Below are 21,543 nucleotides of genomic sequence, written 5' to 3' on the forward strand. Positions count from 1 at the left end.
AAGTCAACCGGTCTCTTTTCCGGTGCGCCATCCGAACTCCTGGTCGCAGACTTGTGGTTCGAGAACCGGCCCGAAAATCCGAACTCGCTCGTCGCCGTGGTCGTCAGTCGATACGGTCGATGGTCTCTTCGTCTTCACGGCCCAGTACGAGCTTCCAGACCAGGGCGATCAGGATGAGCGCGACACCGACTTTGAGGATTGTGCGTCCCATACCTGTTACTAAGTGGTAATACGTTATACACTTTCTGGCGAGCGGGGCCGTTCAGGTCTCGATGTGGTCGGTGATGTTCTCGCGAATGATGGTTTCACAGTAGCGACACTGCACCCCGGTATCGAGTACGTCGAAGTGTGTGTTCACTGGCTCGCCCGCGTTGGTGATGCAGTTGGTGTTCGGACAGGTGAGCACGCCGACCACTGACTCGGGCCGATCGACCCGGGACTTCTCGATGACCTCGTATTCCCGGATGATGTTGATGGTGGCATCCGGCGCGATCAGGGAGAGCACGTCCACCTCGTCCTGGCTGAGTTCCATCCCCTCGACTTTCACCACGTCTTTGCGCCCGAGCCGGTCGCTCGGGACGTTGATGCCGACACTCACCGTCTCGCCCTCGGTGCCGTCGATGCCGAGGATGGCAAGCACCCGGAGGGCCTCGCCGGCGGTGACGTGGTCGATGACGGTCCCGTTCTCGATCTTGCTCACGCGGAGTTCGGTGTCTGGCTGGGTCATAGTAGCATATCCAGGAGTGCCATTCGCACTGGCACGCCGTTGTGGGCCTGTTCGAAGTACGTCGCACCTGGCAGGTCATCCACGTCCGCTGCGATCTCGTCGACCCGGGGGAGCGGGTGGAGGACGGTCAGGTCCTCGTTGTACTCACGGATGGTCTCGGCGTCGAGACGGTACTTGCCGGCGACGGCGTGGTACTCGTCCTCGTCGGGGAACCGCTCGCGCTGGATCCGGGTGACATAGAGCACGTCGAGTTCCGAGAGGATCTCCTCGTAGCCCTCGTGTTCGCGGACCTGGGCCCCCTGTTCGTGGAGGTCATATCGGACACTTCGGGGGAGACGAAGGGAGTCGGGGCTGATGAAGTGCTGGCGGGTGTCGAAGTTCGTCAGCGCCTGGGCCAGCGAGTGGACGGTTCGACCGTACTTCAGGTCGCCCATGATCCCGATCGTAAGGTCATCGAGTCCGACTTCCTCCCGGATGGTGAACAGATCGAGCAGCGTCTGGGTCGGGTGCTGGCCGGCCCCGTCCCCGGCGTTGAAAAGCGGGACGTCGATGAACTCCGAGGCCATCGTGGCCGCGCCCTCCATCGGGTGGCGCAACACGATCCCATCGGCGTAGCCCTCCAGTACCCGAAGCGTATCCGCGAGGGTTTCACCTTTGCTCACACTCGAGAACTCGACCGGCCCCATGTCGATCGTGTCCCCGCCCAGGCGCTTGATGGCCGTCTCGAAACTCATCTTCGTCCGGGTGCTGGGCTCGAAGAAGGCGAGTGCGAGCAGGGCCCCCTCGTGTCCGCTTGCTGCCTGCGGGTCGGCGGCGAAGTCGGCGGCCCGGTCCAACACCGCCTCGATATCCGCCCGCGAGAACTGTTTCGCGGAGATCACGTGCTCGTGACGCATTACTCTCACTCGCTCGTGGAACGGTCTTGAATCTCCCGTTTGGCGGGCACGGCCCGGCCGGTCCTTTATCAGAGAGGACCGGACCAGAAGGCCCATGCTCGCCGTGACTGGGGGGAAAGGTGGCACCGGCAAGACGACGACCGCGCTGGGACTGGCCGTCACGCTCGCCGAGCGCCGTCGCGATCCGATCGTCATCGACGCGGACGTGGACATGCCGAACTTGCACATCCGGGCGGGCACTGACGATTCCGGGCTGGCCGCCCTCGCTGCGGGCACGCCGATCGAGGCGGCGGCGACGCCCGCCGAACGCTATCCCGGCGTGTCGATCGTCGGGGCCACCCCCGGGACCGATCTGGAACGCGCGCTCCGACAGGTCCGGACCGAGCGTCCGGTGATCCTCGATGGGGCTGCCGGGGCCGACGAGCGCGCAGTGACGCCGCTGCGACACGCCGACGCTGCGGTCGTCGTCGCGCGGCAGACTCCTGCGGCCGTCACGGATAGCGTGAAGTCGGTCCGGATGAGTCGGGCCGTCGATGCACCGCTCGCCGGGGTAATTCTCAGCCGCGCCGCGGCCGTGCCGGCGTCGGTCGAAACCGCACTTGGCGTGGAGCCGCTGGTGCCCGTCCCGTCGGTTTCGGATCCGATCGCCCACGATCAGGCCCGCGTGGCGTACGACCGGATTCTCGACGAGTGGGCGAACGCTTAATGTCCCGGGAACCAACCGTTCAGGGGATGGCGGAGAAACTCTCCACCGGGGTCGAGGTACTCGACCGCGAACTCGCCGGCGGGCTTCCGGCCGGGAGCGTCGTCGCCTACCAGGCCCCCGCCGCGAGCCAGGGAGAGTTGCTCCTCTACGAGTTGACCCGGCCCCGGGAGACGCTGTATCTCACCACCATTCGGACCGAGGACGCTGTCGCGGACGCGATTGCGGCCGCCAAGGCACCGACGGGCGAGCCGAAGATCGAACTCGTGACCGGGGAGGATCCGATCGACTCGACCCGCCGGGCCGTTCGCAACGCTTTCGAGGGCATGACGGTGATCATCGATCCCATCGACCCCCTCGAACGGGCCGATCGGGCCCGCTACGAGCAACTGCTCAACGAGATTCGAAATCACATGATCAACACGGGCGGGATCGCCTTCCTGCACGCCCTGGAGGGGCCGAATCCGCCGGCTCACCGGGAGACTACCCAGCACATGGCGGACGTGGTGCTGGATCTCGATGTCGATCGAAAGGGGAGCGAGATAGACAGCCGGCTCACCGTGCAGAAGTATCGCGGCGGGAAGATTCCCAGCGAGTCGATCAAACTCGACCTCACCGAGCGCGTGCGGGTCGATACGAGCCGGGATATCGCCTGATTACTCCTCGAGTTCGTCCACGTCGAGTTCGTCCATGATCTCGTCGGCGTCGACGTCGGCGTCTTCGAGGGACGCCTCGATGTCGCCGAGTCCGCCGCCCATGCCACCCATGCCGGGCATCGCGGGCGCGCCGTCGATGATCTCCTGGACGATGACCCGATCGATGTCCAGCTTCTCGATGACGTCACCGAGGATCTGCTGTTTGGACATCATCCACTGCTGGTTGAACTGTAGTTGTGGGTTGCTCTCGATGTAGAGGGTCTCCTTCTCGACGGTCTGGACTTCCGTTTCGGTCTCGCCCTCCTCGTCTTCGACCTCCACTTCCTCCTCGAGTTCGTCGGTCGCGAGGTGCATGTCCAGTTCGACGTCGAAGAAGGTCTGGAGCAGGCCCGAGGCCTGTTCGACCGGATCCTCGACGGTGTCGAGGATTTCGTACTCGTACTCGACGTCCTGGCCGGCCAGCGGGTGGTTGAAGTCCACGCGGGCGCGGCCGCCGATGATCGTCTCGACGTGCCCGTGCTGCCCGTCGATGTCCACGTGTGCACCGGGGTAGCGGTCGTCTTCCGGGATCTTCTCGGCGCTGACAGTACGGACTTCGTCCTCGTTGTACTCGCCGAAGGCTTCGGCGGCGGGCACGACCACGCTGCCGGAGTCACCGACCTCCCGACCAACGATGTCGGACTCGACGGCGGGGAAGAGGTGACCGTCACCCAGCACGATCGTCCGCGGGGCGAACTCCTGGTCCTCCGTGTCAACCCCTTCCGCTTCAGCGACCTCCTTGTCGGTCGTGTCCACGAGGTCGCCGCCCTCGACTGTTCGGGCGGTGTACGCCACTTTTACGAAGTCGCCGTTCTGGAGACCCGACTCCTCGGCGGTCTCCGCCGCATCATCGGCCGATTCGGCCGTCTGTTCGTCACTCATACCCCAAGGGAGTTCCGTTCGACCCTTAAGAATCACGGTCCGATCACAGCCGCTCGCTCGCATCGCAACGTTTAGACCCCTGCCCGTGACAAGGTCACAGACACTCATGTCATCAGCCGACGCGTCGGGCGAGTCCACAGCCGAGGACATGCCCGAGCTCACATATCCCGAGGAGGACTGGCCCGGATTCATCCGCGAGCATCTGGGCCCGTCGCTTCTCTGGGCGTTGCTCGGTATCGGCGGCAGTCACATCGTCCTGGCGCCGACCCTCGGTGGCCTCTATGGGATGTTCGGGATCTGGGTCATCGCCATCATCTACCTGGCGAAATACGGGGGCTGGGAGCTGGGCATCCGGTACAACTACGGTATCGGACGCAATCCAGTCGAGGGCTATGGGGACCTCCCCGGGCCGGACCACTGGGGACAGGTCTTCACGATGTTGGTCTACCTGGTGGGCTGGACGGTCATCCTCGCCTCGGTGGGCTTTAGCGCGGCGACCTTCCTCGCGGCGCTGGTGCCCTCACTTTCCGCCATTCAACTGTACCTCCTGTTGATCGGCTTCGCGGTGGCCCTGACCATCGTCTCCCGCTATGCCTGGATCGAGAACCTGATGAAACTCTTCGTCATCGTGCTTGGGGGCCTCATCGTTCTGGGCGTGTTCGTCTCGCCGCCGTCGCCGTCGCTGGTCGCCGAGACGGCGTTCTCGGTGCCCGATCTGACCGCACCGGTCTTCCTGGGGATCTTCGCCGCCCTCGCGGGGTACGCCCCGACCGGCCTGAGCACCACCGTCACGATCGGGAGCTGGAGTCTCGCGAAAGAGCAGGGCGCACGGGCCCTGCGCCGCAAGGATTACGACCCGACCGACGAGCGCTTCCAGGAGTACATCGCGAGCTGGATGCGAACCGGGACCCGGGACTTCCGGGTCGCCTTCGGCTTTAGCTTCCTCCTCCTCGTGAGCATGATTCTCCTGGCAACCTCCGTCTTCTATCCCACGCCGCCACAGGATCAGAACCTCGCGATCGCGATCGGGAGCATCCTCCAGGAGGGCTTTGGCGACTGGACGTTCTACCTGGTGGTCGCCGGCGCGTTCGCGGCGCTTTACTCCACCGTCATCACGGTCATGGACGGCGCCGCGCGGGTCAACGCCGACACGCTCCCGCTCGTGCTGGAACGTGAGATGGACACCGACCGCCTTCGTCGCGGGTTCATCCTGCTCATGGGGACGGCGAGTGTCATTCCGATTCTGGTCATCGGGCAGTTGCCGGTCACCCTGATGGTGTTCTCCGCCGCGCTGATGGCGATCCTCCAGGTCTTCTTCTACTTCGCGAACTACTACATCGTCCGGAAACACCTTCCCGAGGCCTTCCAGCCCGACCGGGCCCACACGATCTACTATGCCGTCACGATGTTGCTCGTGCTCGGATTCGGCATCATGGGCGGACTGAGTCGACTCGGCCTCGTCGGCTGATCGAAACCCGCACTTTTCTACCCCGGGCCCCTCCGGCCGGGCATGTACGAAGTCGAGATGAAGGTCCAGGCGGCCCACGAGCCCGTTCGGGCGGCTCTGGAGCGGGAAGGCGCCCGCTCCCTGGGCCGTGTGGAGCAAGTAGATGTGTACTTCGACGCCCCGCACCGCGATTTTGCGGCCCGGGACGAAGCCCTCCGATTGCGCGAGGAGACCGACGCCGAAGGCACGACCACGGCGCTCACCTACAAGGGCCCGAAGGTCGATGACACGTCGAAAACCCGTCAGGAGTTCGAAACGACGGTCGGCTCCCGCGGGGAGATGCAGGCGGCCCTTTCGGCCCTGGGATTCGAACCGGCTGCGACCGTCGAGAAGACCCGCGAACGCTTCGAACTCGACGGGATCGTCGTCTCCCTCGATACGGTTTCGGGGCTGGGAGAGTTCGTCGAGGCCGAAGCCGAGGCCACGGAAGCCGACATCGAGGCGACCCGGGAGGCCGTCGCAGCGGTCCTCTCTCGCCTCGATCTCGACCCCGAGGCACAGATCCGCCGTTCGTACCTCGGATTGCTCCTGGACGACTGATGCACCAGAGACATGAGCGCCGACAAATAAGTTTTCGCAAGTTATAGGAGCGGCCATCGGATAGGTTCTCTAATGACCGATCGGAACATCCGCATCCAGTCCCTCGACCGGGGCGCGGTCGAGGACCAGGAGATCGAGATCGTCGAACGAAAGGGGATCGGCCACCCCGACTCGATCTGTGACGGCATCGCCGAGGCCGTCTCTCGCGCGCTTGCGCAGGCCTATCTCGATCGCGTCGGCAAAGTCCTTCATTATAACACCGACGAGACCCAGCTGGTCGCCGGTGACGCCGCTCCGGCCTTCGGCGGTGGCGAGGTCGTCGAGCCGATCTACATTCTCATCGTCGGCCGCGCCACCAAACGCTACGAGGGCCAGGAGATCCCCGTCGACTCGATCGCCCTGGAGGCGGCCCGGAACTACCTCCGGGAGAACCTGCCCAACCTCGATCTCGAAACTGATGTCATCGTGGACGTCCGGCTCGGCGAGGGCTCGGGGGACCTTCAGGAGGTCTTCTCCGAGGACGGCGGCACCGTCCCGATGGCCAACGACACGAGTTTCGGCGTCGGTCACGCCCCGCTCTCGGAAACCGAACAGATCGTGTACAACACCGAGCGACGGCTGATCGAGGACTTCGGCGAGGACCACCCCGCGCTGGGCCAGGACATCAAGGTGATGGGCAAGCGCGAGGGCTCGACCATCGATCTCACCGTCGCCGCCGCGCTCGTGGATACCTTCGTTCCGAACATGGAGGCCTACGAGGCCGAGATCGACGCGATCAGGGAGTATGTCACCGACCTTGCCTACGAGTACACGGACCGGGAAGTTCGAGTGCACGTCAACACCGCGGACGACACCGCCGCGGGTGCGATCTATCTCACGACGACCGGCACCAGTGCCGAACAGGGTGATGACGGGTCGGTCGGCCGGGGCAACCGGGCCAACGGGCTGATCACGCCGAACCGGTCGATGTCCATGGAGGCCACGAGCGGCAAGAACCCGGTCAATCACATCGGGAAGATCTACAACCTCCTCTCCACGAAGATCGCCATGGAAGTCGTCGAGGAGGTCGAGGGCATCCGTGATCTCCGGGTCCGGCTGCTCAGCCAGATCGGGAGCCCGATCGATCAGCCACACGTCGCCGACCTCCACGTCGTCACGGAGTCGGGCTACGAACTGGGCGACGTGGACCCCGAGATTCGCCGGATCGTGGACGAGGGACTGGCCAGCGTGGAGGACGTGACCGCGGCGGTCATCCGCGGCGAGCTATCCACGTTCTGAGCCTTCGAAGGGCGCTTTAACCGCGGGGTCTTTCTTGGGGTATGCAGGTACCGGGAGCGGACGTGGTCATCGTCCGCCACGGGGACATCGGGGTCAAGTCCAGCCGGGTCCAGTCCTGGATGGAGGAGACCCTGGCAGCGAACCTCGAGGCGACCCTCGACGCCTGGGACGTTCCCGGCCGCGTCGAGCAGCACTGGGGCCGGCTCTTCGTCCGGACTCGGGAGCCCGAGATGGCCGCCAGGGCGGCGGCGACCGTTTTCGGGATCGTGTCGGCCAGCCCCGCACGCACCGTCGAGCCGACCCTCGACGCGATCAGCGAGGCCCTGGCCGAGACCGCGCGGGCGACCTACGACGGGGGCTCGTTTGCCGTCGACGCGAGCCGGGCCGGCGACCACGACTTTACGAGCCAGGACGTCGGCCGGGTCGGGGGCGACGCGATCTGGACGGCCGTCGCGGACGAGTTCGAGCCCGAAGTCGACCTGGACGACCCCGACCACCGCTTCGAGGTCGAAGTGCGGGACGGCGAGGCCTACGTCTTCACCGAGCGGTTCGACGGGCCGGGTGGCCTCCCCGTCGGCACCCAGGAACCGCTGGTCGCGCTGGTGAGCGGCGGGATCGACTCGCCAGTCGCGGCCTGGCTCGCGATGAAGCGTGGCGCACCCGTCATCCCCGTCTATCTCGATCTCGGGCCGTATGGTGGGGCCGACCATCGCGCCCGGGCCATCGAAACCGTCTCGCGGCTGGCCGCCCACGCACCGGGACAGGATTGGTCGCTGCGGATCGCGCCGATCGGGGAGCCACTCGAAGCCCTCGATGACCGGGTTGGGGACACCCGGATGCTCTCGGTCCGGCGGCTCATGCTGATGGTCGCGGGGGAGATCGCCGCCGAGACCGGGGCCCGCGGAATCGTCACCGGGGAGTCGATCGGCCAGAAATCCAGCCAGACGGTGACCAATCTCCAGGTCACCGACCGGGTGACTGACTGGCCAGTCCATCGCCCGCTGCTCGCCCTGGACAAACAGGAGATCATCGCGAAAGCCCGGAAAATCGGCACCTACGAGACCGCAACCGTCGACGCGGGATGTAATCGGATTGCGCCCGACCAGCCCGAGACCCAGGCTCCCATCGAACGCGTCGAGGGGGCCGAACCTGATGAACTGCCGGCCTGGGCGAGACAGGCCGCGGCGGCAGTAGACATACAGGCCATCGAGCCCTCGGTCGACCTGCACAAGCCATGACCGAGGTCTGTCTCCGCGGCCAGCCCGAGACTGACATCCAGGAGGCGCTGTTGGCCTACGAGACCGCGCGCTCGGCGCTGGCTCCCTACCAGCACCACCACCCCTTCGAGAACACCATCGCCGTCGAGACGGTGAGCCTGGGCGCGGCGATCTCGCTTTTGAACGACCTCGACTGGTATCTCGCCCGCACCACCCAGGGGACGCTGCTCCGGGACCCCTCGGTCTCGACTTCGGAGTGGCTCTCGCGTGACCTTGCCGAACAGGTTCGAAACGGCGAGATCCCGCCGGATGCCACCGGCCAGTACCTCAAAGTCTACGGCCTCGCGGACCGGGAACTCATCGAGCCGATGTACGTGACCCGCCGCGAGGACTCGATCCCGGCCTATGACCTCGCCGACGTCGAGGCGACCGTCGTGGTCAGGGTCACAGAGCGGGAGTTCGAGCGTGGGTAGGTGCGAGATCGTGGATATTTCGACCGGTGGAACAGGATAAAACTTACACGAGCGTGGGTCCATTCCCTGCCCATGGAAGAGCGAGTGCTTCTCGTCGGCGGTGGCGGCCGGGAACACGCGATCGCCCGCGCCCTCTCGACGGCCACGCTGTTTGCGTACAGTAGCAATCGGAACCCGGGTATCGCCGACCTCGCGAACGAGGTTCGAATCGGCTCGGAGACGGACACCGAGGCGATCGTCGACTTCGCGACCGAGATCGAAGCGACCCTGGCGATCATCGGGCCCGAGGCGGCGCTCGCTGCCGGCGTCGTGGACGCGCTGGATGAGGCCGGGATCTACGCGTTCGGCCCACGCGCTGACCAGGCCCGCCTGGAGACGGACAAGGCCTACCAGCGGGAGTTCATGGTCGAGCACGGGATCGACGCCCGGCCCGAATTCGAGACCTTCGAATCGGTCGAGGAGGCTGTCGCGTACGTCGAACGCGTCGATGGCGACGTGGCAGTCAAGCCCCGGGGGCTCACGGGCGGGAAGGGCGTTCGAGTGACCGGCGATCAGGTCTCGAACGCCGAAGCGGTCGAGTACATGCGGGAGAGCGGGTACGACGAGTGGGTCATCGAGGAACGACTGCTGGGTGAGGAGTTCACCGTCCAGGCCTTCGTCGCCAACGGGACGCTCCGGCCGACACCGGCCGTCCAGGATCACAAACGCGCCTACGAGGGTGACGAGGGGCCCAACACGGGCGGCATGGGCTCGTACAGCGATGCCCGCGCCATTCTGCCCTTCATGACGGCCGCGGACTACGAGGCCGCCGTCGAGGTCCTGCAGGAGACCGTGGACGCGATGGCTGACTATCGCGGGGTCCTCTACGGCCAGTTCATGCTCACTGCCGACGGGCCGAAAGTGATCGAGTACAACGTTCGGTTCGGTGACCCGGAGGCCATGAACACGCTCCCGGTACTCGAAACCGATTTCCTCGACGTTCTGACGGCGGCCCGGGAGGGAGACTCGCTGCCGCCGCTCTCCTTTCGGAACCAGGCGACGGTGTGCAAGTACGCCGTCCCCGAGGGCTACCCGACCGACCCTACCGCGGGGGCCAGGGTGACCGTCGACGTGGACGCAGTCGAGGACACTGATCTCTTCTATGCCTCCGTCGACGAGCGCGAGGACGGCCTCTACACGACGACCTCTCGTTCCTTTGCGGTGCTCGGGCGGGGCAAGACCATCGCGGCCGCCGAAAACCGGGCCGAGGCTGCACTCGCTGACGTCGGTGAGGGTTTTCACGTTCGGCACGACATCGGCACCGAGGCCCTGATCCAGACCCGCATCGAGCATATGCGCTCGCTCCGCGGGGACAACTGAGCCGAACCGCTTTTTGGGAGTCATAGTCCAGGTGAGGTATGAACGCCGCCGTTCCGCTCCTGGCATTACTCACGGGCTTGCTCACGGGTGTCGTCTTCGGACTGCTCAAGGCCCCGATCCCTGCCCCGCCGAGCATCTCCGGCGTGCTGGGCATTCTGGGGATCTATCTCGGCTACGTCGCCATCGAGGGGACCGAAATTGGCGTGGACCTGCTGGCGATCCTCGGCCTCCGCTGATCAGTAGGACCGTTCTTCCGGTTCGTAGGTGACCGACTCGCTTTCGAGGATCGCCGGCCGATAGAAGAGTTCCGGGTCACCGTCCCGCCAGTTCACGAGCGTGTGACGGAGCCACTCCTCGTCGCGTCGCGTTTGATGTTCGGCCCGCCAGTGAGCGCCCCGTGACTCGGGTCGGGCGAGTGCACCCATCGTGATGACCTCCGCGAGGTCGATGACGTTCCGGGTCTCGATCGTCTGCTGGAGGTCGGTATTGAAGGTTCGTGATGGGTCCGTGACCGTGACATCCTCGTATGCCTCACGCGCGTCGCTGATGTCCTCCAGTGCCGTCTCCAGGCCCTCGCCCTCCCGGAAGACGTTGACGTGGGCGGTCATTGTCTCCTGGACCTGTTCGCGGACCTCGACGTGGCCCCGATCGCCGTCGCCTGTTAGTAACTCCTCGACGCGTTCTCGCTCGGCAGCCACGGCTTCGCCGAGGAGTGCGCCGGGTTCGAGATCGCGACCGTCCGGGACGACGTCGGTTTCAGCACCCCCCGCTCCCAGCTCGGTCGGCCACTCGCGGTCCTCGCGTGCTACGTCCGGGTCGGGTCCGACCTCGATCGCTGGTGGGTCCAGATCCACGCCCGCGGCGTGTCGGCCGGCTTCGGCCCCGAAGACGAACAGTTCCGGGAGCGCGTTCCCGCCGAGGCGGTTCGCCCCGTGGAGGCTCACGCAGGCCGCCTCGCCGGCCGCATAGAGCCCCTCGATACAGGTCGACCCGTACTCGTCGGTCTCGATGCCGCCCATGGCGTAGTGCTGGCCCGGCTTCACCGGCATGGGTTCTTCGAGCGGATCGACGCCCTCGAAGTGTCGGGCCAGGCCGACGATGTTCTCCAGGCGGTCCATGATCCGCTCTTCGCCCAGGTGACGCATGTCGAGTTTGACGTGGCCATCGCCGAAGCCACGTCCTTCCTGGATCTCGGTCAGTTCCGCCCGGGAAACCACGTCACGGGAGGCGAGTTCGCCCTCGTCGGCGGCGTACCCGCGCTCGAACATGAACCGCTCGCCCTCGCTGTTGAAGAGGCGGCCCCCCTCGCCGCGGACGCCTTCCGTGATGAGCACGCCGGTCGAGGGCAGGGTCGTCGGGTGGAACTGGATCATCTCCATGTCCTCCAGGGGGACACCCACCCGGTAGGCCATCGCCATCCCGTCGCCGGTGTTCGCCACGGCGTTGGTCGTGTGGTCGTACACCTGGCCGAGGCCGCCCGTGGCAAGAATCACCCCGCCGGTGGCCCGGAACCCTTCCACGGCCCCAGTTTTGAGGTCCAATGCGGTGACCCCGTGACAGGTTCGGTCGTTCGGGTCGGGTTCGTCGGTCACCGCCAGGCGAGTGACGAAGTACTCCTCGTAGACGGTGATCCCGCGCTTGATGACCTGTTCGTAGAGGGTGTGCAGGAGGTGGTGGCCGGTTTCCGCGCCGGCGTAGGTCGTGCGAGGGAAGGAGAGCCCACCAAACGGGCGCTGTGAGACCGTCCCGTCCTCGTCCCTGGAGAAGGGCATCCCCCAGTGTTCGAGTTGCATCACTTCTTTGGGCGCTCGCCGGGCGAAGGTCTCGACCGCGGGGGCGTCAGCCAGATAGTCCGCGCCCTTCATCGTATCCTTCGCGTGGGCCTCCCAGGAGTCGCCGGACTGCAGCGCGGCGTTGATTCCGCCTTCAGCGGCCCCCGTGTGGCTCCGCACCGGGTGGAGTTTCGAGACGATAGCCACGTCAGCCCCGGCCTCCTGGGCCGCGATGGCTGCCCGCAGGCCGGCTCCGCCGCCGCCGATCACGAGGACGTCGTGTTCGTACATGGTTACCAGAATTTCAGGTCCGCCTTCGTCGCGTCGCGTTTGAGTTGCTGGATATGTTCGGTGAGCGGGATCTCCTGGGGACAGACCGTCGTGCAGGAGAACTGGGTCTGACACCGCCAGACGCCATCGGTTTCGGTCAACAGCTCCAGTCGCTTTGCTTTGCGATCCTCGCCCTCCCGCTCGTCGGCGTAGAAGCGATACCCCTTGTTGATGGCCGCCGGTCCCAGATAGACGTCCTCGTCGGCGGCGATGGAACAGGAGGAGGTACAGGCCCCACACCAGATACACCGGGTGCTCAGCTTGATCGCTTCGCGGTTCTCCCGGCTCTGTTTGCGCTCTTCGAGTTCCCCGGGTGGTGGGTCGTCGGGGTCGAAGTACGGTTCGACCGCCCGCATCCGTTCGTAGAAGTCATCCATGTCCACGACGAGGTCCTTGACGACCGGGTGATGGGGAAGCGGTTCGATCCGGATCGGCGTCGAGAGCTCGTCGATCTGGGTCTTGCACCCGAGGCGTTGCTTGCCGTTGATGAACAACGCGTCCGACCCGCAGACCCCCTGCCGACAGGAGTGTCTGAAGGTGAGCGATGGGTCCTGTTCGTCCCGGGCCTCGATCAGGGCGTCGAGGACTGTCATCCCCTCGTGGGGCTGGACATGGAAGTCCTCGAAGTGGGCCTCGGTCTTGGACTCGACCTCCGGATCGTAGCGGAATATCTGCAACTCGACTGTCTCGTCCTCAGCCTGGGGCTGTGTTTCCGATCCCTTGAGCCTGCTCGTGTCCGGGTCGACCGACTCTGCCATCAGTTCACCACCCCCGCGAGGGCAACCGAAACCCGGAGTCCCTGGACGACCAGGATTGTCCCGGCGATGGCCAGCACCCAGGCGGTGACACGTCGTGCCCGCCCGGAGAGGCCCTCGTTGACCAGTGCGTTGTAGATCCCGTTGATCCCGTGAAAAGCCGCTGTCAGCAGGAAGACGACCATCAGCAGGAGGTAGGAGAGCCGATCCATGCGGAGCGCCGACCCCCAGAGCGTGACCTCGGCGGCGTGGTTCACGAAGTGTAGCCAGAGGAAGTGAAAGGCGAGCGTGAACAGGAGCACTACGGCGGTGACCCGCTGGAGGAACCAGGCGAGAGATCCGTGGCTGAACGTGGGTCGTGACCCCGTCATTACCAGGGAACGACCTCCGGCGGAAGGAAGACGGGGATACTCGCGAGCACGATCAGTGCCGTCACCACGAGTGAGGCGTAGAAGGTCTGGACCTGTCGTTCGAGGCCGATTCCCAGGTCCACCAGCAGGAGCCGAATCCCGTTTACCATGTGGAAGGCGGCCGCCGTGAGCAGGCCGACTTCCAGGACGCGTACCAGGAAAATCCCCTCCAGTCCCTGGAGCGTACGCGTGTAGAGATCTGCCTCGGCAGCGATGGCCTCCGGGTTCCCCGCCGCCGGAATCGCCGTGCTGAGGACCGCAATGTGGGCGAAGAGGTACCCGATGAGAACCCAGCCGGTGGCCTTGTGGAGGACCCAGGCCCACATTCCCGCCGAGAATCGCCGGAAGCGGCCGAAGTCCTCGATCCGGCCACGGTCGTAGGGCGCTGACATACCTGCTACGGCGACGGCAGCGCACAAAGAACTTTCCTCCCGAGTGTTACTCCTCACCCGCGGTGTGGGTGTCGGCAACCTCCTGTTCGATTACTGCCTGGGTGGCTTCATCCACTTCGACCAGGTGACAGAGCGGATTTCCAGGGTAGACCACCGGATTCTCCAGCACGCCGACGAGCAGCCCGGTCCAGGGGGATTCGATCGTCGTTCGCTCCGTCTTGAACGGGTTCGTGATAGTGGCGATCGTCTCACCCCCCTCCACCAGGTCGCCCCGTTCGGCGTGCATCTCGACGATGCCACCGCTCTCGGCCCTGAGCCAGGTTTTCTTCTCGGCGGTAATGATAGTGCGCCAGCCTGGCCAGTGAACTGGTTCGCCCGGCCACATCTCGAACTCGGCGAGCACGCTTGCCACGCCTTCGAGGGCCCGATCGATCAGTCCGCGCTGGAATCTGTGGGCCTCTCCCATCTCGACGGTGATCGTCGGGGCTCCGCTAGCAGTCGCTTCCCGGCGAAGCGTCCCCTCCGATCCTTCGGTGTCGATAATCACGTGTGAGCCGAAGGCGTGTGCGAGCCGGAAGACGTCTTCGCGGGCCATGTCACCGCGGGCATGGAGCATGTTCGTCCGGCCGCGAGTCGACGTGTGGAAGTCGATCCCCAGGTCCGCGGGCTCGATGAAGTTCGTGAAGATGGTGTGGGCCATTCGTTTGGCACTCGTACTCCATTGATCCCCCGGGAACGATCGATTGAGGTCCCGATCGTAGATGGGGAGGTAGCGCTGCTGTGCCAGGAAGGCCGGGACGTTGAGCACCGGGAGGAGGATCAGCGTTCCGTGGAGGTTCGAGTGATCCCAGTCGAGGGCGACCTCGCGAACGACCTCGATCCCGTTGAGTTCGTCCCCGTGGGCGGCGGCGGTCATGAACAGGGTTGGGCCTGGCTTCTCCCCGTTGACGATGGAGACCGGGATTCGGACGGGATCCCCGAGATACGTCTCGCTGATCCGGTAGCGGATGGTACTCGACTCGCCCGGGTCGACCTTTCCGCCACTGTAGGTGAACGCGCCCGCTGTCATGCCGGCACTTCGACTGGCAATGGTTAAGCCGTTGTCCCCAATTTGGGGGCCGATGCCGGGTTGGTTTATGACCCTTGGTGCCGTCTGTGGTGTTATGACCGAACCCGTTTCAGTCGGCGTCGTGAGTCTCCACAACAGCAAGGAGACCAAATCCATCCTCAACACTGTCAACGCGCTGGGCCATGAGGGACACTGGCTCCGGCAGAACAACCTCGTCGTCGAGATCGAGGACGGGCAGGCGACACTCGAACCGGACGTGGACATCATCGTGAACCGCATGTTGCTCTCGAATACGGAACAGCCGGCCGAACTGCTGGGGCTGGCAAAGAGTCTGGGCCAACTCCGACCGATGCTCAATCGCCCGGAGAGTGTCCTCACGGCCTTTCACAAGTTCTCGACGGCGACGCTGTTGGCCGATTCTGCGGTCCAGATACCGGACGCGGCCCTGGCGCTGGACGCCGACCGGTTGAACGTGCTGCGCGAGAAGTTCGGCGACGAGGCGGTCTACAAGACGGCGATCGGGACCCATGGCGGTGGGACCTGGAAGATCGGCCGCGACGAGTCGGTCAACCCCCGGGTCGGGGATCGGTATGCGTTCCTCCAGGAACTCATCGAGCAGACCGACGAACAGCGACAGTCCGATCTCCGGGTGTACGTGGTCGACGGGGAGATCGAGGGCGCGATGCGCCGGTGGGCCCCGGATAACGACTGGCGGACGAACGTGGCGCTGGGTGGCGAAGTCGAAGCGGTGCCGGACCTTCCCGAACAGGCCGCGTCGATGGCCGTCGAGGCCGCCGACATGATTGGACTGGACTACGCAGGCGTCGATCTCGTCGAGGGCGTCGACGGCTGGCATCTCCTGGAGGTCAACCCCACCGCCGGGTTCAGGGGGCTCTTCAAGGCGACCGGCCACAACCCCGCAGCCTCGATCGCGACGCTGGCCATCGAGACCGCAGGCGGATCGGTCGATCCGGACCAGGTCGAGCAGTTGGCCGGCGTCCTCGATGATTCGATGCCCGAGACCGTCTCCCAGACCAAACCCAACACACGGGAGCCGACGGAAGTAATCGGGTACACTGAGGAGGTGCTTGTCAGCGGCACGTCCGGCACCGAGCGGGTCGTGGCGAAGTCCGACACCGGGGCCGCCCGCACCAGCATCGACACCCGGTTGGCGGCCGAGATCGGCGCGGGGCCGATCAAGAGCATGACCAAGGTTCGCTCGGGCAGCATGAAGACGGGGAAGTCACGGCCCATCGTGGATATCGTGGTCGGGATCGGCGGCGATCGGCACACCGTGGCAGCCAGCCTGGAGGATCGGTCCCACATGGACTACTCGCTGTTGCTCGGCCGGGACATCTTGGAGCACTACCAGATCGACGTGAAGCGGACCATTGACAGCGGTAACGGGACGACAGAGGAGGAAGAGGAGGAGACTGGAGAGGAGTAAAGAACGGCGACGAGGATCCGATTCGACGGTTTTAAACCTAAACCCTGGATATGATCGGATGCGCTCCGTTGGTGTAGTCCGGCCAATCATCTTGGCCTTTCGAGCCGAGGACCAGGGTTCAAATCCCTGACGGAGCACTTTTCGAACGTAGTGAGAAAATGCGACGGAAAGGGATTTGACACCCTACCAGACGCGCAGCGAAGTGAGCACGTCTGGTTCTGGTTCAAATCCCTGACGGAGCACTGCAACGAGGGCCGGCCGTTTTGACCCGAGTGAAGCGCGCAGGGAAGAGATTTGAATCACGCAAATCCGACCGAAGGGAGGATTTGCCATCGGGTTCAAATTCCAAAGGGCATGCGAGACGCTCGCGGTTTGAGCGTCTCGGGAATAGCGAACGGGGAGAAACGACCCGTGAGCATGCGAGATGCTCGCGGTTTGAGCGTCTCGGGAATAGCGAACGGGGAACGGAGTGACCCCTGAGCAGCGAGACGCGAACGAAGTGAGAGCCTCGGTTTTGCGAGCGGTGGAACCGCGAGCACTGCAGCGAACGAGGGACCTCCCGTATCATGTGGCGAGAACGGACCGTTGATTAGTAATAGCCGCCCGAAGGGTTTTGAATCTTGGTAAAGTAACGAACCATATGGCTCGTGCCGATCCGGGACGGACGAACGGTCCTGACCGGGAAATTCGCCTGCTGAAGAATCCGGATGGGCAGTGGACGGCTCGCGACCTCAGCGTGGAGGTGACCGCACAGGGAGAGAGTCGGGAGGAAGCACTCGACAACCTCGACGCCGTCGTTGCGGCCGTCGAAGGTGACGGTGGCCATTCCCCGACGGATGACGAGATTCGGGACTTGGATGTCGATCCTGAAGTCGCTCGAACGCAGGAGGACGACCTCCCCGACATCTTGCAGTAGGAATGGTCACAAGGGATTTCTCCGGCGAAGACGTGTACAAAGTACTGGTCAACGTTGGCGGTTTTCGGCACGTCCGCACGACAGGTGATCATTTGATTTTGCAGTGGGATCCCCCGAAAAGCCACGAGAAAACTGACGCCCGCCGGGTGACCGTTCCAGCTCACGATTCGATCAGTATCGGAACACTCCACGACATCGCCGATGATGCTGGTGCGACAGATTTCGAAGCGTTCTGCGAATGGATCGACGAACACCGGTAAGCGACCTAACTTGGTCCGAATCTGGGAAGTGAATCGACTGCCTCGATTATGCGAGCGGTGTAACCGCGAGCACTGCAGCGACCGAGTTTTTCGAGGAAGCAAGAGTCAGATATCTTCGGCTGTCTCCTGAATCAGTGACTCGGCTTTCTCCCTGAGTTCACCAGTCATGTGTAGTCCCCGAGCATCTATCCGTTCTACAATATCGAGGCCATCGTCTTTCGAAATCCCCGCTTTGACTCCACGGACGACCACACCAATAGTCCCCGTCACTGTTGCACCGAACGCATCGGCGGTAGTTCTGACTCGCCGATCATCCGAAATGACGCCAATCTGCCTGTCTTCTGCTCGATAGGCGAGCACCGCGGCAATGACCTCGACATCGCCATTCCGATCTGATTCCTCGAGAACTGACAGTGCCCGAGGAACCTGGTGTTCGTACTCGAGATCTTTATCCTTGATAGCATGTGTTTCGATGAAGGCCTGGAGGTTCGTTCGTGCTGGCTCCGTATCGACCTCAGATTCCACTGCCGGGAGAACAATCAGTTCACCGGAAAAGTTCGTGAGCAACTCCAACTCGCCGATCAAACCCAAGCTTATCAACGTGGTGGCATCGAGAAGAATTCCCGTCATAGCTTCCCGGCAGCATCAGCGTCAGATTCGAGGTCCTCGGGTTTGAGTTGCGTGGTGAGATTGTGTTCGCGGGCGATCTCGAACCATTCCGCGATGCTCACGCCTGCCAGTCGTGCCGCTTGATTGACCGATATCTCTCCAGCCTGGTATCGCTGGATTGCGATACGTTCTCTGAGTGACCCAAGTCCTTCATTGAGGGCTTTCCGGATCACCGTACTCTTATCTTCGCCAAGGATCTCGATGACCTCCGCGAGTTCACGTTCCTCGTCCTCTGGGATGCGAGCACTGATCGATGGCACGTATACATCTTACTACATTGTGCTACAAATATGTTTACCCTGGTGTTGGGAGGGGACCATTGCGTTTGCCCATGAATTCTGTGCTCCATTCCCTGACGACGAATTTCCGCCTGTAGACCGTGCGGATGGCGAGTCGACAAATTGCAAACTAGCTGGCCAACCCAGGTTTTGTTTCCAAACCTCCGTCCACCTATCGTCCGATGGTTCGAAGGGGATATTCGCATAAGGGAGCGAAGCGTACGCATTTGTCAATGGCACTGACCATCACCGTCGAGGGAATGACCTGCGGGCATTGTGAAGCGACAGTCGAAGAGGCACTTCAGGCCGTGTCTGGCGTGACCGAGGCAACCGCCGATCGTGAGGCCGAAGAAGCGACAGTCACTGGGGACGCCGACGCCGCGTCCCTCGTGCAAGCCGTCGAAGACGCTGGGTACACGGCACACGCCTGAAACCCAGCGCCCCTGTAGCAGCGTCCCGCCACAACCTCGCAATCGCGTCCGCAATTCTCCGCACAAGTATCAAGCCCGGGGCCGTGTAACACGATAGACACTCTCTGGCATGAGCCACGATCCTGACCACGAGGACCACACCGATCATTCGGGGCACGAACAGCTGTTCCGGCGGCGGTTCTGGGTATCGTTGGCTCTCTCGGTGCCGGTTATCATCTTCAGTGAATTCGTCCAGGACGTCATCGGCTACACGGCCCCCACGTTTTCCGGGAGCGGCTGGATCACGCCCGTTCTCTCGGTCGTGATTTTCGCGTACGGTGGGGTGCCGTTCCTTTCGATGGCTCGCGAAGAACTCGAGAATCGGGAGCCGGGGATGATGATGCTGATCTCCCTGGCCATCACCGTCGCGTTTGGCTACTCGATAGCGAGCCGCTTCCTTCCGGGGACGACGCCGTTCTTCTGGGAACTCGTCACGCTGATCGACATCATGCTGCTGGGCCACTGGATGGAAATGCGGTCGGTCCGGCAGGCGTCCGGCGCGCTCGATGAACTGGCCAAACTCATGCCAGACACCGCCGAGCGCGTGGCCGAGAGTGGCGAAACCGAGACCGTGCCCGTCTCCGAACTCGGTGTAGACGACGTAATTCTCGTCCGGCCGGGCGCATCGGTGCCGGCAGACGGCGAGGTCATGGAGGGCGAGTCAGCCGTCGACGAATCGATGATCACTGGCGAATCCAGGCCCGTGGGCAAAGCCCCCGGCGCAGACGTGGTCGCCGGCACGGTCAACCAGGACGGGAGCCTCCGGATTCGAGTCACGAAGACGGGCGAGGAGACGACGCTTGCGGGTATCATGCGCCTGGTGGAGGAAGCTCGCCAATCAAAATCCCGAACCCAGCTCCTTGCGGACCGCGCCGCCGGCTGGCTGTTCTACGTCGCGCTGGCTGTCGCGGGAATCACGGCCGTCGCGTGGGTCGCCGCAGTTGGGTTCGACGTCGGCGTTCTCGAACGGGTCGTGACGGTCCTCGTCATCGCCTGTCCACACGCCCTCGGTCTGGCCGTCCCGCTGGTGGTTGCGATCAACACCTCGACGGCTGCCCAGAACGGGATGCTCATCCGCGATCGGATCGCGATGGAGGAGGCCCGGAACCTCGACACGGTGATGTTTGACAAGACCGGGACGCTGACCCGGGGCGAACAGGGTGTCGTCGACGTGGAGACGGCGGGCGGCTGGGGCGAAAAGCGGGCGTTCGAGGTCGCAGCGGGTGTTGAAGGTGATTCGGAGCATATGATAGCCCGTGCGATCAGAGAGGCTGCCGATGAACGGGGCATAAAGGGAGCACCTGTTTCGAACTTCGAGAACCTCCGGGGTCTCGGTGTCAGGGCCACTCTGGACGGCGAGGTGGCGACCACTTCGGACGGATCGGACGGGGAGCAACGCAACCTGCGAGAGGGTGAACGGGTGCATCTCGGCGGACCGAACCTGATCGAGCGGCTCGGGATCGACCGTCCCGAGGAGATCGTCTCGTTCGCCGCGGAAGCCGGCATGAACGCCCAGACAGTTATCTATCTGATTCACGCGGAGTCCGAAGTCGTCGCGGCGTTCGCCTTGGCTGATGTCATTCGACCCGAGAGCCGACAGGCCATCCAGGCGCTACACGGGATGGGCATCGAGGTCGCCATGTTGACCGGTGACTCCGAGGACGTCGCGAACGCCGTCGCGGCGGAACTCGGCATCGACCAGTACTTCGCGGAGGTACTCCCCGAGGAGAAGGATACGAAGGTCGAACAGCTCCAGTCCGCGGGGAAATTCGTCGCGATGGTCGGGGACGGTGTCAACGACGCACCGGCGCTCATGCGAGCGGACGTGGGCATTGCAATCGGCTCGGGCACTGATGTCGCCATCGAGTCGGGAGACATCATCCTCGTAGACAACAATCCCGTCGACGTCGTCCGCCTCATTCGGCTGTCACAGGCGAGTTACCGAAAGATGCAGGAGAACCTCCTGTGGGCGACCGGCTACAACGTCTTCGCGCTCCCGCTGGCGGCTGGAATACTCGCCCCGATCGGCGTCCTCCTGTCTCCGGCCATCGGTGCAGTGTTGATGTCGCTCTCGACGATCATCGTCGCGATTAACGCCCAGCGACTCTCGAACGTCGACCTCTCGGTTTGACGTGGGTAATCCCTGGTGGCTGCTGGTTCGCGGTTGGACCGACACCAGAGAACCGTGAGCAAAATCCGAGTAGACGAGGCCGAGCGGGGTCTTCAACTGCTGTGGACGAATTTCCTTCCCAAATTGGGGCATTCGTCTTCACACATCGGCCGGACGTAAACGAAGCCCTCGGAGTGAACGAAAACGCGAAGCCCAGCATAGGAAAAGATGACTGCCACGTCGCTGGCGGTATGGCTCATGACTGCATCCAGGCCCTCAAGGTCGATGGACTCGGATAGCGGAGGGAGGTCCTCTATCGGCCGCTCCAACATGTCCGAGACCGCCTCTGTGATGAGTAACAGCACCCGGTCATAGTGTTCGGCCATGG

The 21,543-nt window shown here is 63.9% G+C and carries 25 protein-coding genes and 1 tRNA gene; 15 read left to right on the forward strand and 11 right to left on the reverse strand.

Features of this window, described 5'->3' with window-relative positions:
- Positions 1–262: 262 nt before the first annotated feature.
- Positions 263–727 (reverse strand): aspartate carbamoyltransferase regulatory subunit, encoded by a 465-nt coding sequence (pyrI, locus tag HSR6_RS02905; protein ID WP_071932749.1) that lies wholly within the window; start codon positions 725–727, stop codon positions 263–265.
- Complete coding sequence (pyrB, locus tag HSR6_RS02910; RefSeq protein ID WP_070364539.1) at positions 724–1,623, reverse strand: aspartate carbamoyltransferase; 900 nt, start codon at positions 1,621–1,623, stop codon at positions 724–726. The genes pyrI and pyrB overlap by 4 nt, the downstream gene beginning before the upstream one ends.
- Before the next feature lie 94 nt (positions 1,624–1,717).
- Between pyrB and HSR6_RS02915 the strand changes: the two genes are divergently transcribed.
- Both HSR6_RS02915 and HSR6_RS02920 read left to right on the forward strand, forming a co-directional pair.
- Entirely contained in the window at positions 1,718–2,329 is a 612-nt protein-coding gene (locus HSR6_RS02915; protein WP_070364540.1) for a MinD/ParA family ATP-binding protein, read from the forward strand.
- Positions 2,329–2,982, forward strand: coding sequence for an RAD55 family ATPase (locus HSR6_RS02920; RefSeq protein ID WP_233488548.1), 654 nt, complete (start codon positions 2,329–2,331; stop codon positions 2,980–2,982). The genes HSR6_RS02915 and HSR6_RS02920 overlap by 1 nt, the downstream gene beginning before the upstream one ends.
- On the opposite strand, the gene HSR6_RS02925 is transcribed toward HSR6_RS02920, so the two are convergent.
- Entirely contained in the window at positions 2,983–3,903 is a 921-nt protein-coding gene (locus tag HSR6_RS02925; protein WP_070364542.1) for an FKBP-type peptidyl-prolyl cis-trans isomerase, read from the reverse strand. It abuts the gene before it with no gap.
- A 106-nt stretch (positions 3,904–4,009) separates the two neighbouring features.
- Here HSR6_RS02925 and HSR6_RS02930 point away from each other — a divergent pair, with 106 nt between their 5' ends.
- The 7 genes from HSR6_RS02930 (at position 4,010) to HSR6_RS02960 (ending at position 10,513) form a co-directional block, all read left to right on the forward strand.
- Complete coding sequence (locus HSR6_RS02930) at positions 4,010–5,371, forward strand: Nramp family divalent metal transporter (protein ID WP_071932751.1); 1,362 nt, start codon at positions 4,010–4,012, stop codon at positions 5,369–5,371.
- Positions 5,372–5,413: 42 nt separating this feature from the next.
- Positions 5,414–5,950: a class IV adenylate cyclase gene (gene cyaB / locus HSR6_RS02935; protein ID WP_070364544.1), complete on the forward strand. Its 537-nt coding sequence runs from the start codon at positions 5,414–5,416 to the stop codon at positions 5,948–5,950.
- A 72-nt stretch (positions 5,951–6,022) separates the two neighbouring features.
- Positions 6,023–7,228 carry a methionine adenosyltransferase gene (locus HSR6_RS02940; protein ID WP_071932752.1) on the forward strand — a complete coding sequence of 402 codons (1,206 nt, stop codon included), beginning with the start codon at positions 6,023–6,025 and terminating at the stop codon, positions 7,226–7,228.
- A gap of 41 nt (positions 7,229–7,269) precedes the next feature.
- Complete coding sequence (locus HSR6_RS02945; protein ID WP_071932753.1) at positions 7,270–8,466, forward strand: tRNA sulfurtransferase; 1,197 nt, start codon at positions 7,270–7,272, stop codon at positions 8,464–8,466.
- On the forward strand, positions 8,463–8,918 hold the full coding sequence (locus HSR6_RS02950; protein WP_070364547.1) for a DUF5804 family protein: 456 nt from the start codon (positions 8,463–8,465) through the stop codon (positions 8,916–8,918). Before HSR6_RS02945 ends, HSR6_RS02950 begins: the two co-directional genes overlap by 4 nt.
- Before the next feature lie 72 nt (positions 8,919–8,990).
- Positions 8,991–10,277 (forward strand): phosphoribosylamine--glycine ligase, encoded by a 1,287-nt coding sequence (gene purD / locus HSR6_RS02955; protein ID WP_071932754.1) that lies wholly within the window; start codon positions 8,991–8,993, stop codon positions 10,275–10,277.
- Positions 10,278–10,315: 38 nt separating this feature from the next.
- Entirely contained in the window at positions 10,316–10,513 is a 198-nt protein-coding gene (locus tag HSR6_RS02960; protein WP_070364549.1) for a XapX domain-containing protein, read from the forward strand.
- Here the strand turns inward: HSR6_RS02960 and HSR6_RS02965 are convergent, their stop codons facing one another.
- Genes HSR6_RS02965 through HSR6_RS02985 form a run of 5 tightly spaced genes read right to left on the reverse strand, consistent with a single transcriptional unit; the run spans position 10,514 to position 15,005 of the window.
- Positions 10,514–12,340, reverse strand: a complete 1,827-nt coding sequence (locus HSR6_RS02965; protein WP_071932755.1) for an FAD-binding protein — start codon at positions 12,338–12,340, stop codon at positions 10,514–10,516.
- Positions 12,341–12,342: 2 nt separating this feature from the next.
- Positions 12,343–13,137: a succinate dehydrogenase/fumarate reductase iron-sulfur subunit gene (locus tag HSR6_RS02970; protein ID WP_070364551.1), complete on the reverse strand. Its 795-nt coding sequence runs from the start codon at positions 13,135–13,137 to the stop codon at positions 12,343–12,345.
- Positions 13,137–13,505, reverse strand: a complete 369-nt coding sequence (locus tag HSR6_RS02975; RefSeq protein ID WP_071932756.1) for a succinate dehydrogenase — start codon at positions 13,503–13,505, stop codon at positions 13,137–13,139. The genes HSR6_RS02970 and HSR6_RS02975 overlap by 1 nt, the downstream gene beginning before the upstream one ends.
- Entirely contained in the window at positions 13,505–13,936 is a 432-nt protein-coding gene (gene sdhC / locus HSR6_RS02980) for a succinate dehydrogenase, cytochrome b556 subunit (protein ID WP_071932757.1), read from the reverse strand. The genes HSR6_RS02975 and sdhC overlap by 1 nt, the downstream gene beginning before the upstream one ends.
- 46 nt (positions 13,937–13,982) lie before the next feature.
- Positions 13,983–15,005 carry a succinylglutamate desuccinylase/aspartoacylase family protein gene (locus HSR6_RS02985; RefSeq protein WP_071932758.1) on the reverse strand — a complete coding sequence of 341 codons (1,023 nt, stop codon included), beginning with the start codon at positions 15,003–15,005 and terminating at the stop codon, positions 13,983–13,985.
- Positions 15,006–15,099: 94 nt separating this feature from the next.
- Here HSR6_RS02985 and HSR6_RS02990 point away from each other — a divergent pair, with 94 nt between their 5' ends.
- The 4 genes from HSR6_RS02990 to HSR6_RS03005 all read left to right on the forward strand — a co-directional run bounded on the left by HSR6_RS02990 (position 15,100) and on the right by HSR6_RS03005 (position 17,628).
- A complete protein-coding gene (locus tag HSR6_RS02990; RefSeq protein ID WP_071932759.1) occupies positions 15,100–16,452 on the forward strand; it encodes an ATP-grasp domain-containing protein in 1,353 nt (450 codons plus the stop codon).
- 62 nt (positions 16,453–16,514) lie between these two features.
- Positions 16,515–16,589: transfer RNA gene (locus HSR6_RS02995), tRNA-Glu, on the forward strand.
- Between the two features lie 503 nt (positions 16,590–17,092).
- Positions 17,093–17,368, forward strand: a complete 276-nt coding sequence (locus tag HSR6_RS03000; RefSeq protein ID WP_071932760.1) for a type II toxin-antitoxin system HicB family antitoxin — start codon at positions 17,093–17,095, stop codon at positions 17,366–17,368.
- 2 nt (positions 17,369–17,370) lie between these two features.
- On the forward strand, positions 17,371–17,628 hold the full coding sequence (locus HSR6_RS03005; RefSeq protein WP_071932761.1) for a type II toxin-antitoxin system HicA family toxin: 258 nt from the start codon (positions 17,371–17,373) through the stop codon (positions 17,626–17,628).
- A 105-nt stretch (positions 17,629–17,733) separates the two neighbouring features.
- Here the strand turns inward: HSR6_RS03005 and HSR6_RS03010 are convergent, their stop codons facing one another.
- A complete protein-coding gene (locus HSR6_RS03010) occupies positions 17,734–18,258 on the reverse strand; it encodes a hypothetical protein (RefSeq protein ID WP_071932762.1) in 525 nt (174 codons plus the stop codon).
- Entirely contained in the window at positions 18,255–18,557 is a 303-nt protein-coding gene (locus HSR6_RS03015; RefSeq protein ID WP_071932763.1) for a UPF0175 family protein, read from the reverse strand. The genes HSR6_RS03010 and HSR6_RS03015 overlap by 4 nt, the downstream gene beginning before the upstream one ends.
- Before the next feature lie 251 nt (positions 18,558–18,808).
- Here HSR6_RS03015 and HSR6_RS03020 point away from each other — a divergent pair, with 251 nt between their 5' ends.
- Both HSR6_RS03020 and HSR6_RS03025 read left to right on the forward strand, forming a co-directional pair.
- The gene (locus HSR6_RS03020) at positions 18,809–19,006 is read left to right on the forward strand and encodes a heavy-metal-associated domain-containing protein (RefSeq protein WP_071932764.1); all 198 of its coding nucleotides are present in this window, start codon (positions 18,809–18,811) and stop codon (positions 19,004–19,006) included.
- Between the two features lie 109 nt (positions 19,007–19,115).
- Positions 19,116–21,176 (forward strand): heavy metal translocating P-type ATPase, encoded by a 2,061-nt coding sequence (locus HSR6_RS03025; RefSeq protein WP_199399071.1) that lies wholly within the window; start codon positions 19,116–19,118, stop codon positions 21,174–21,176.
- 92 nt (positions 21,177–21,268) lie between these two features.
- Here the strand turns inward: HSR6_RS03025 and HSR6_RS03030 are convergent, their stop codons facing one another.
- The gene (locus HSR6_RS03030; RefSeq protein WP_071932765.1) at positions 21,269–21,541 is read right to left on the reverse strand and encodes a HalOD1 output domain-containing protein; all 273 of its coding nucleotides are present in this window, start codon (positions 21,539–21,541) and stop codon (positions 21,269–21,271) included.
- Positions 21,542–21,543: the final 2 nt, after the last annotated feature.

It is taken from the genome of Halodesulfurarchaeum formicicum, from assembly GCF_001886955.1.
GTDB lineage: Archaea > Halobacteriota > Halobacteria > Halobacteriales > Halobacteriaceae > Halodesulfurarchaeum > Halodesulfurarchaeum formicicum.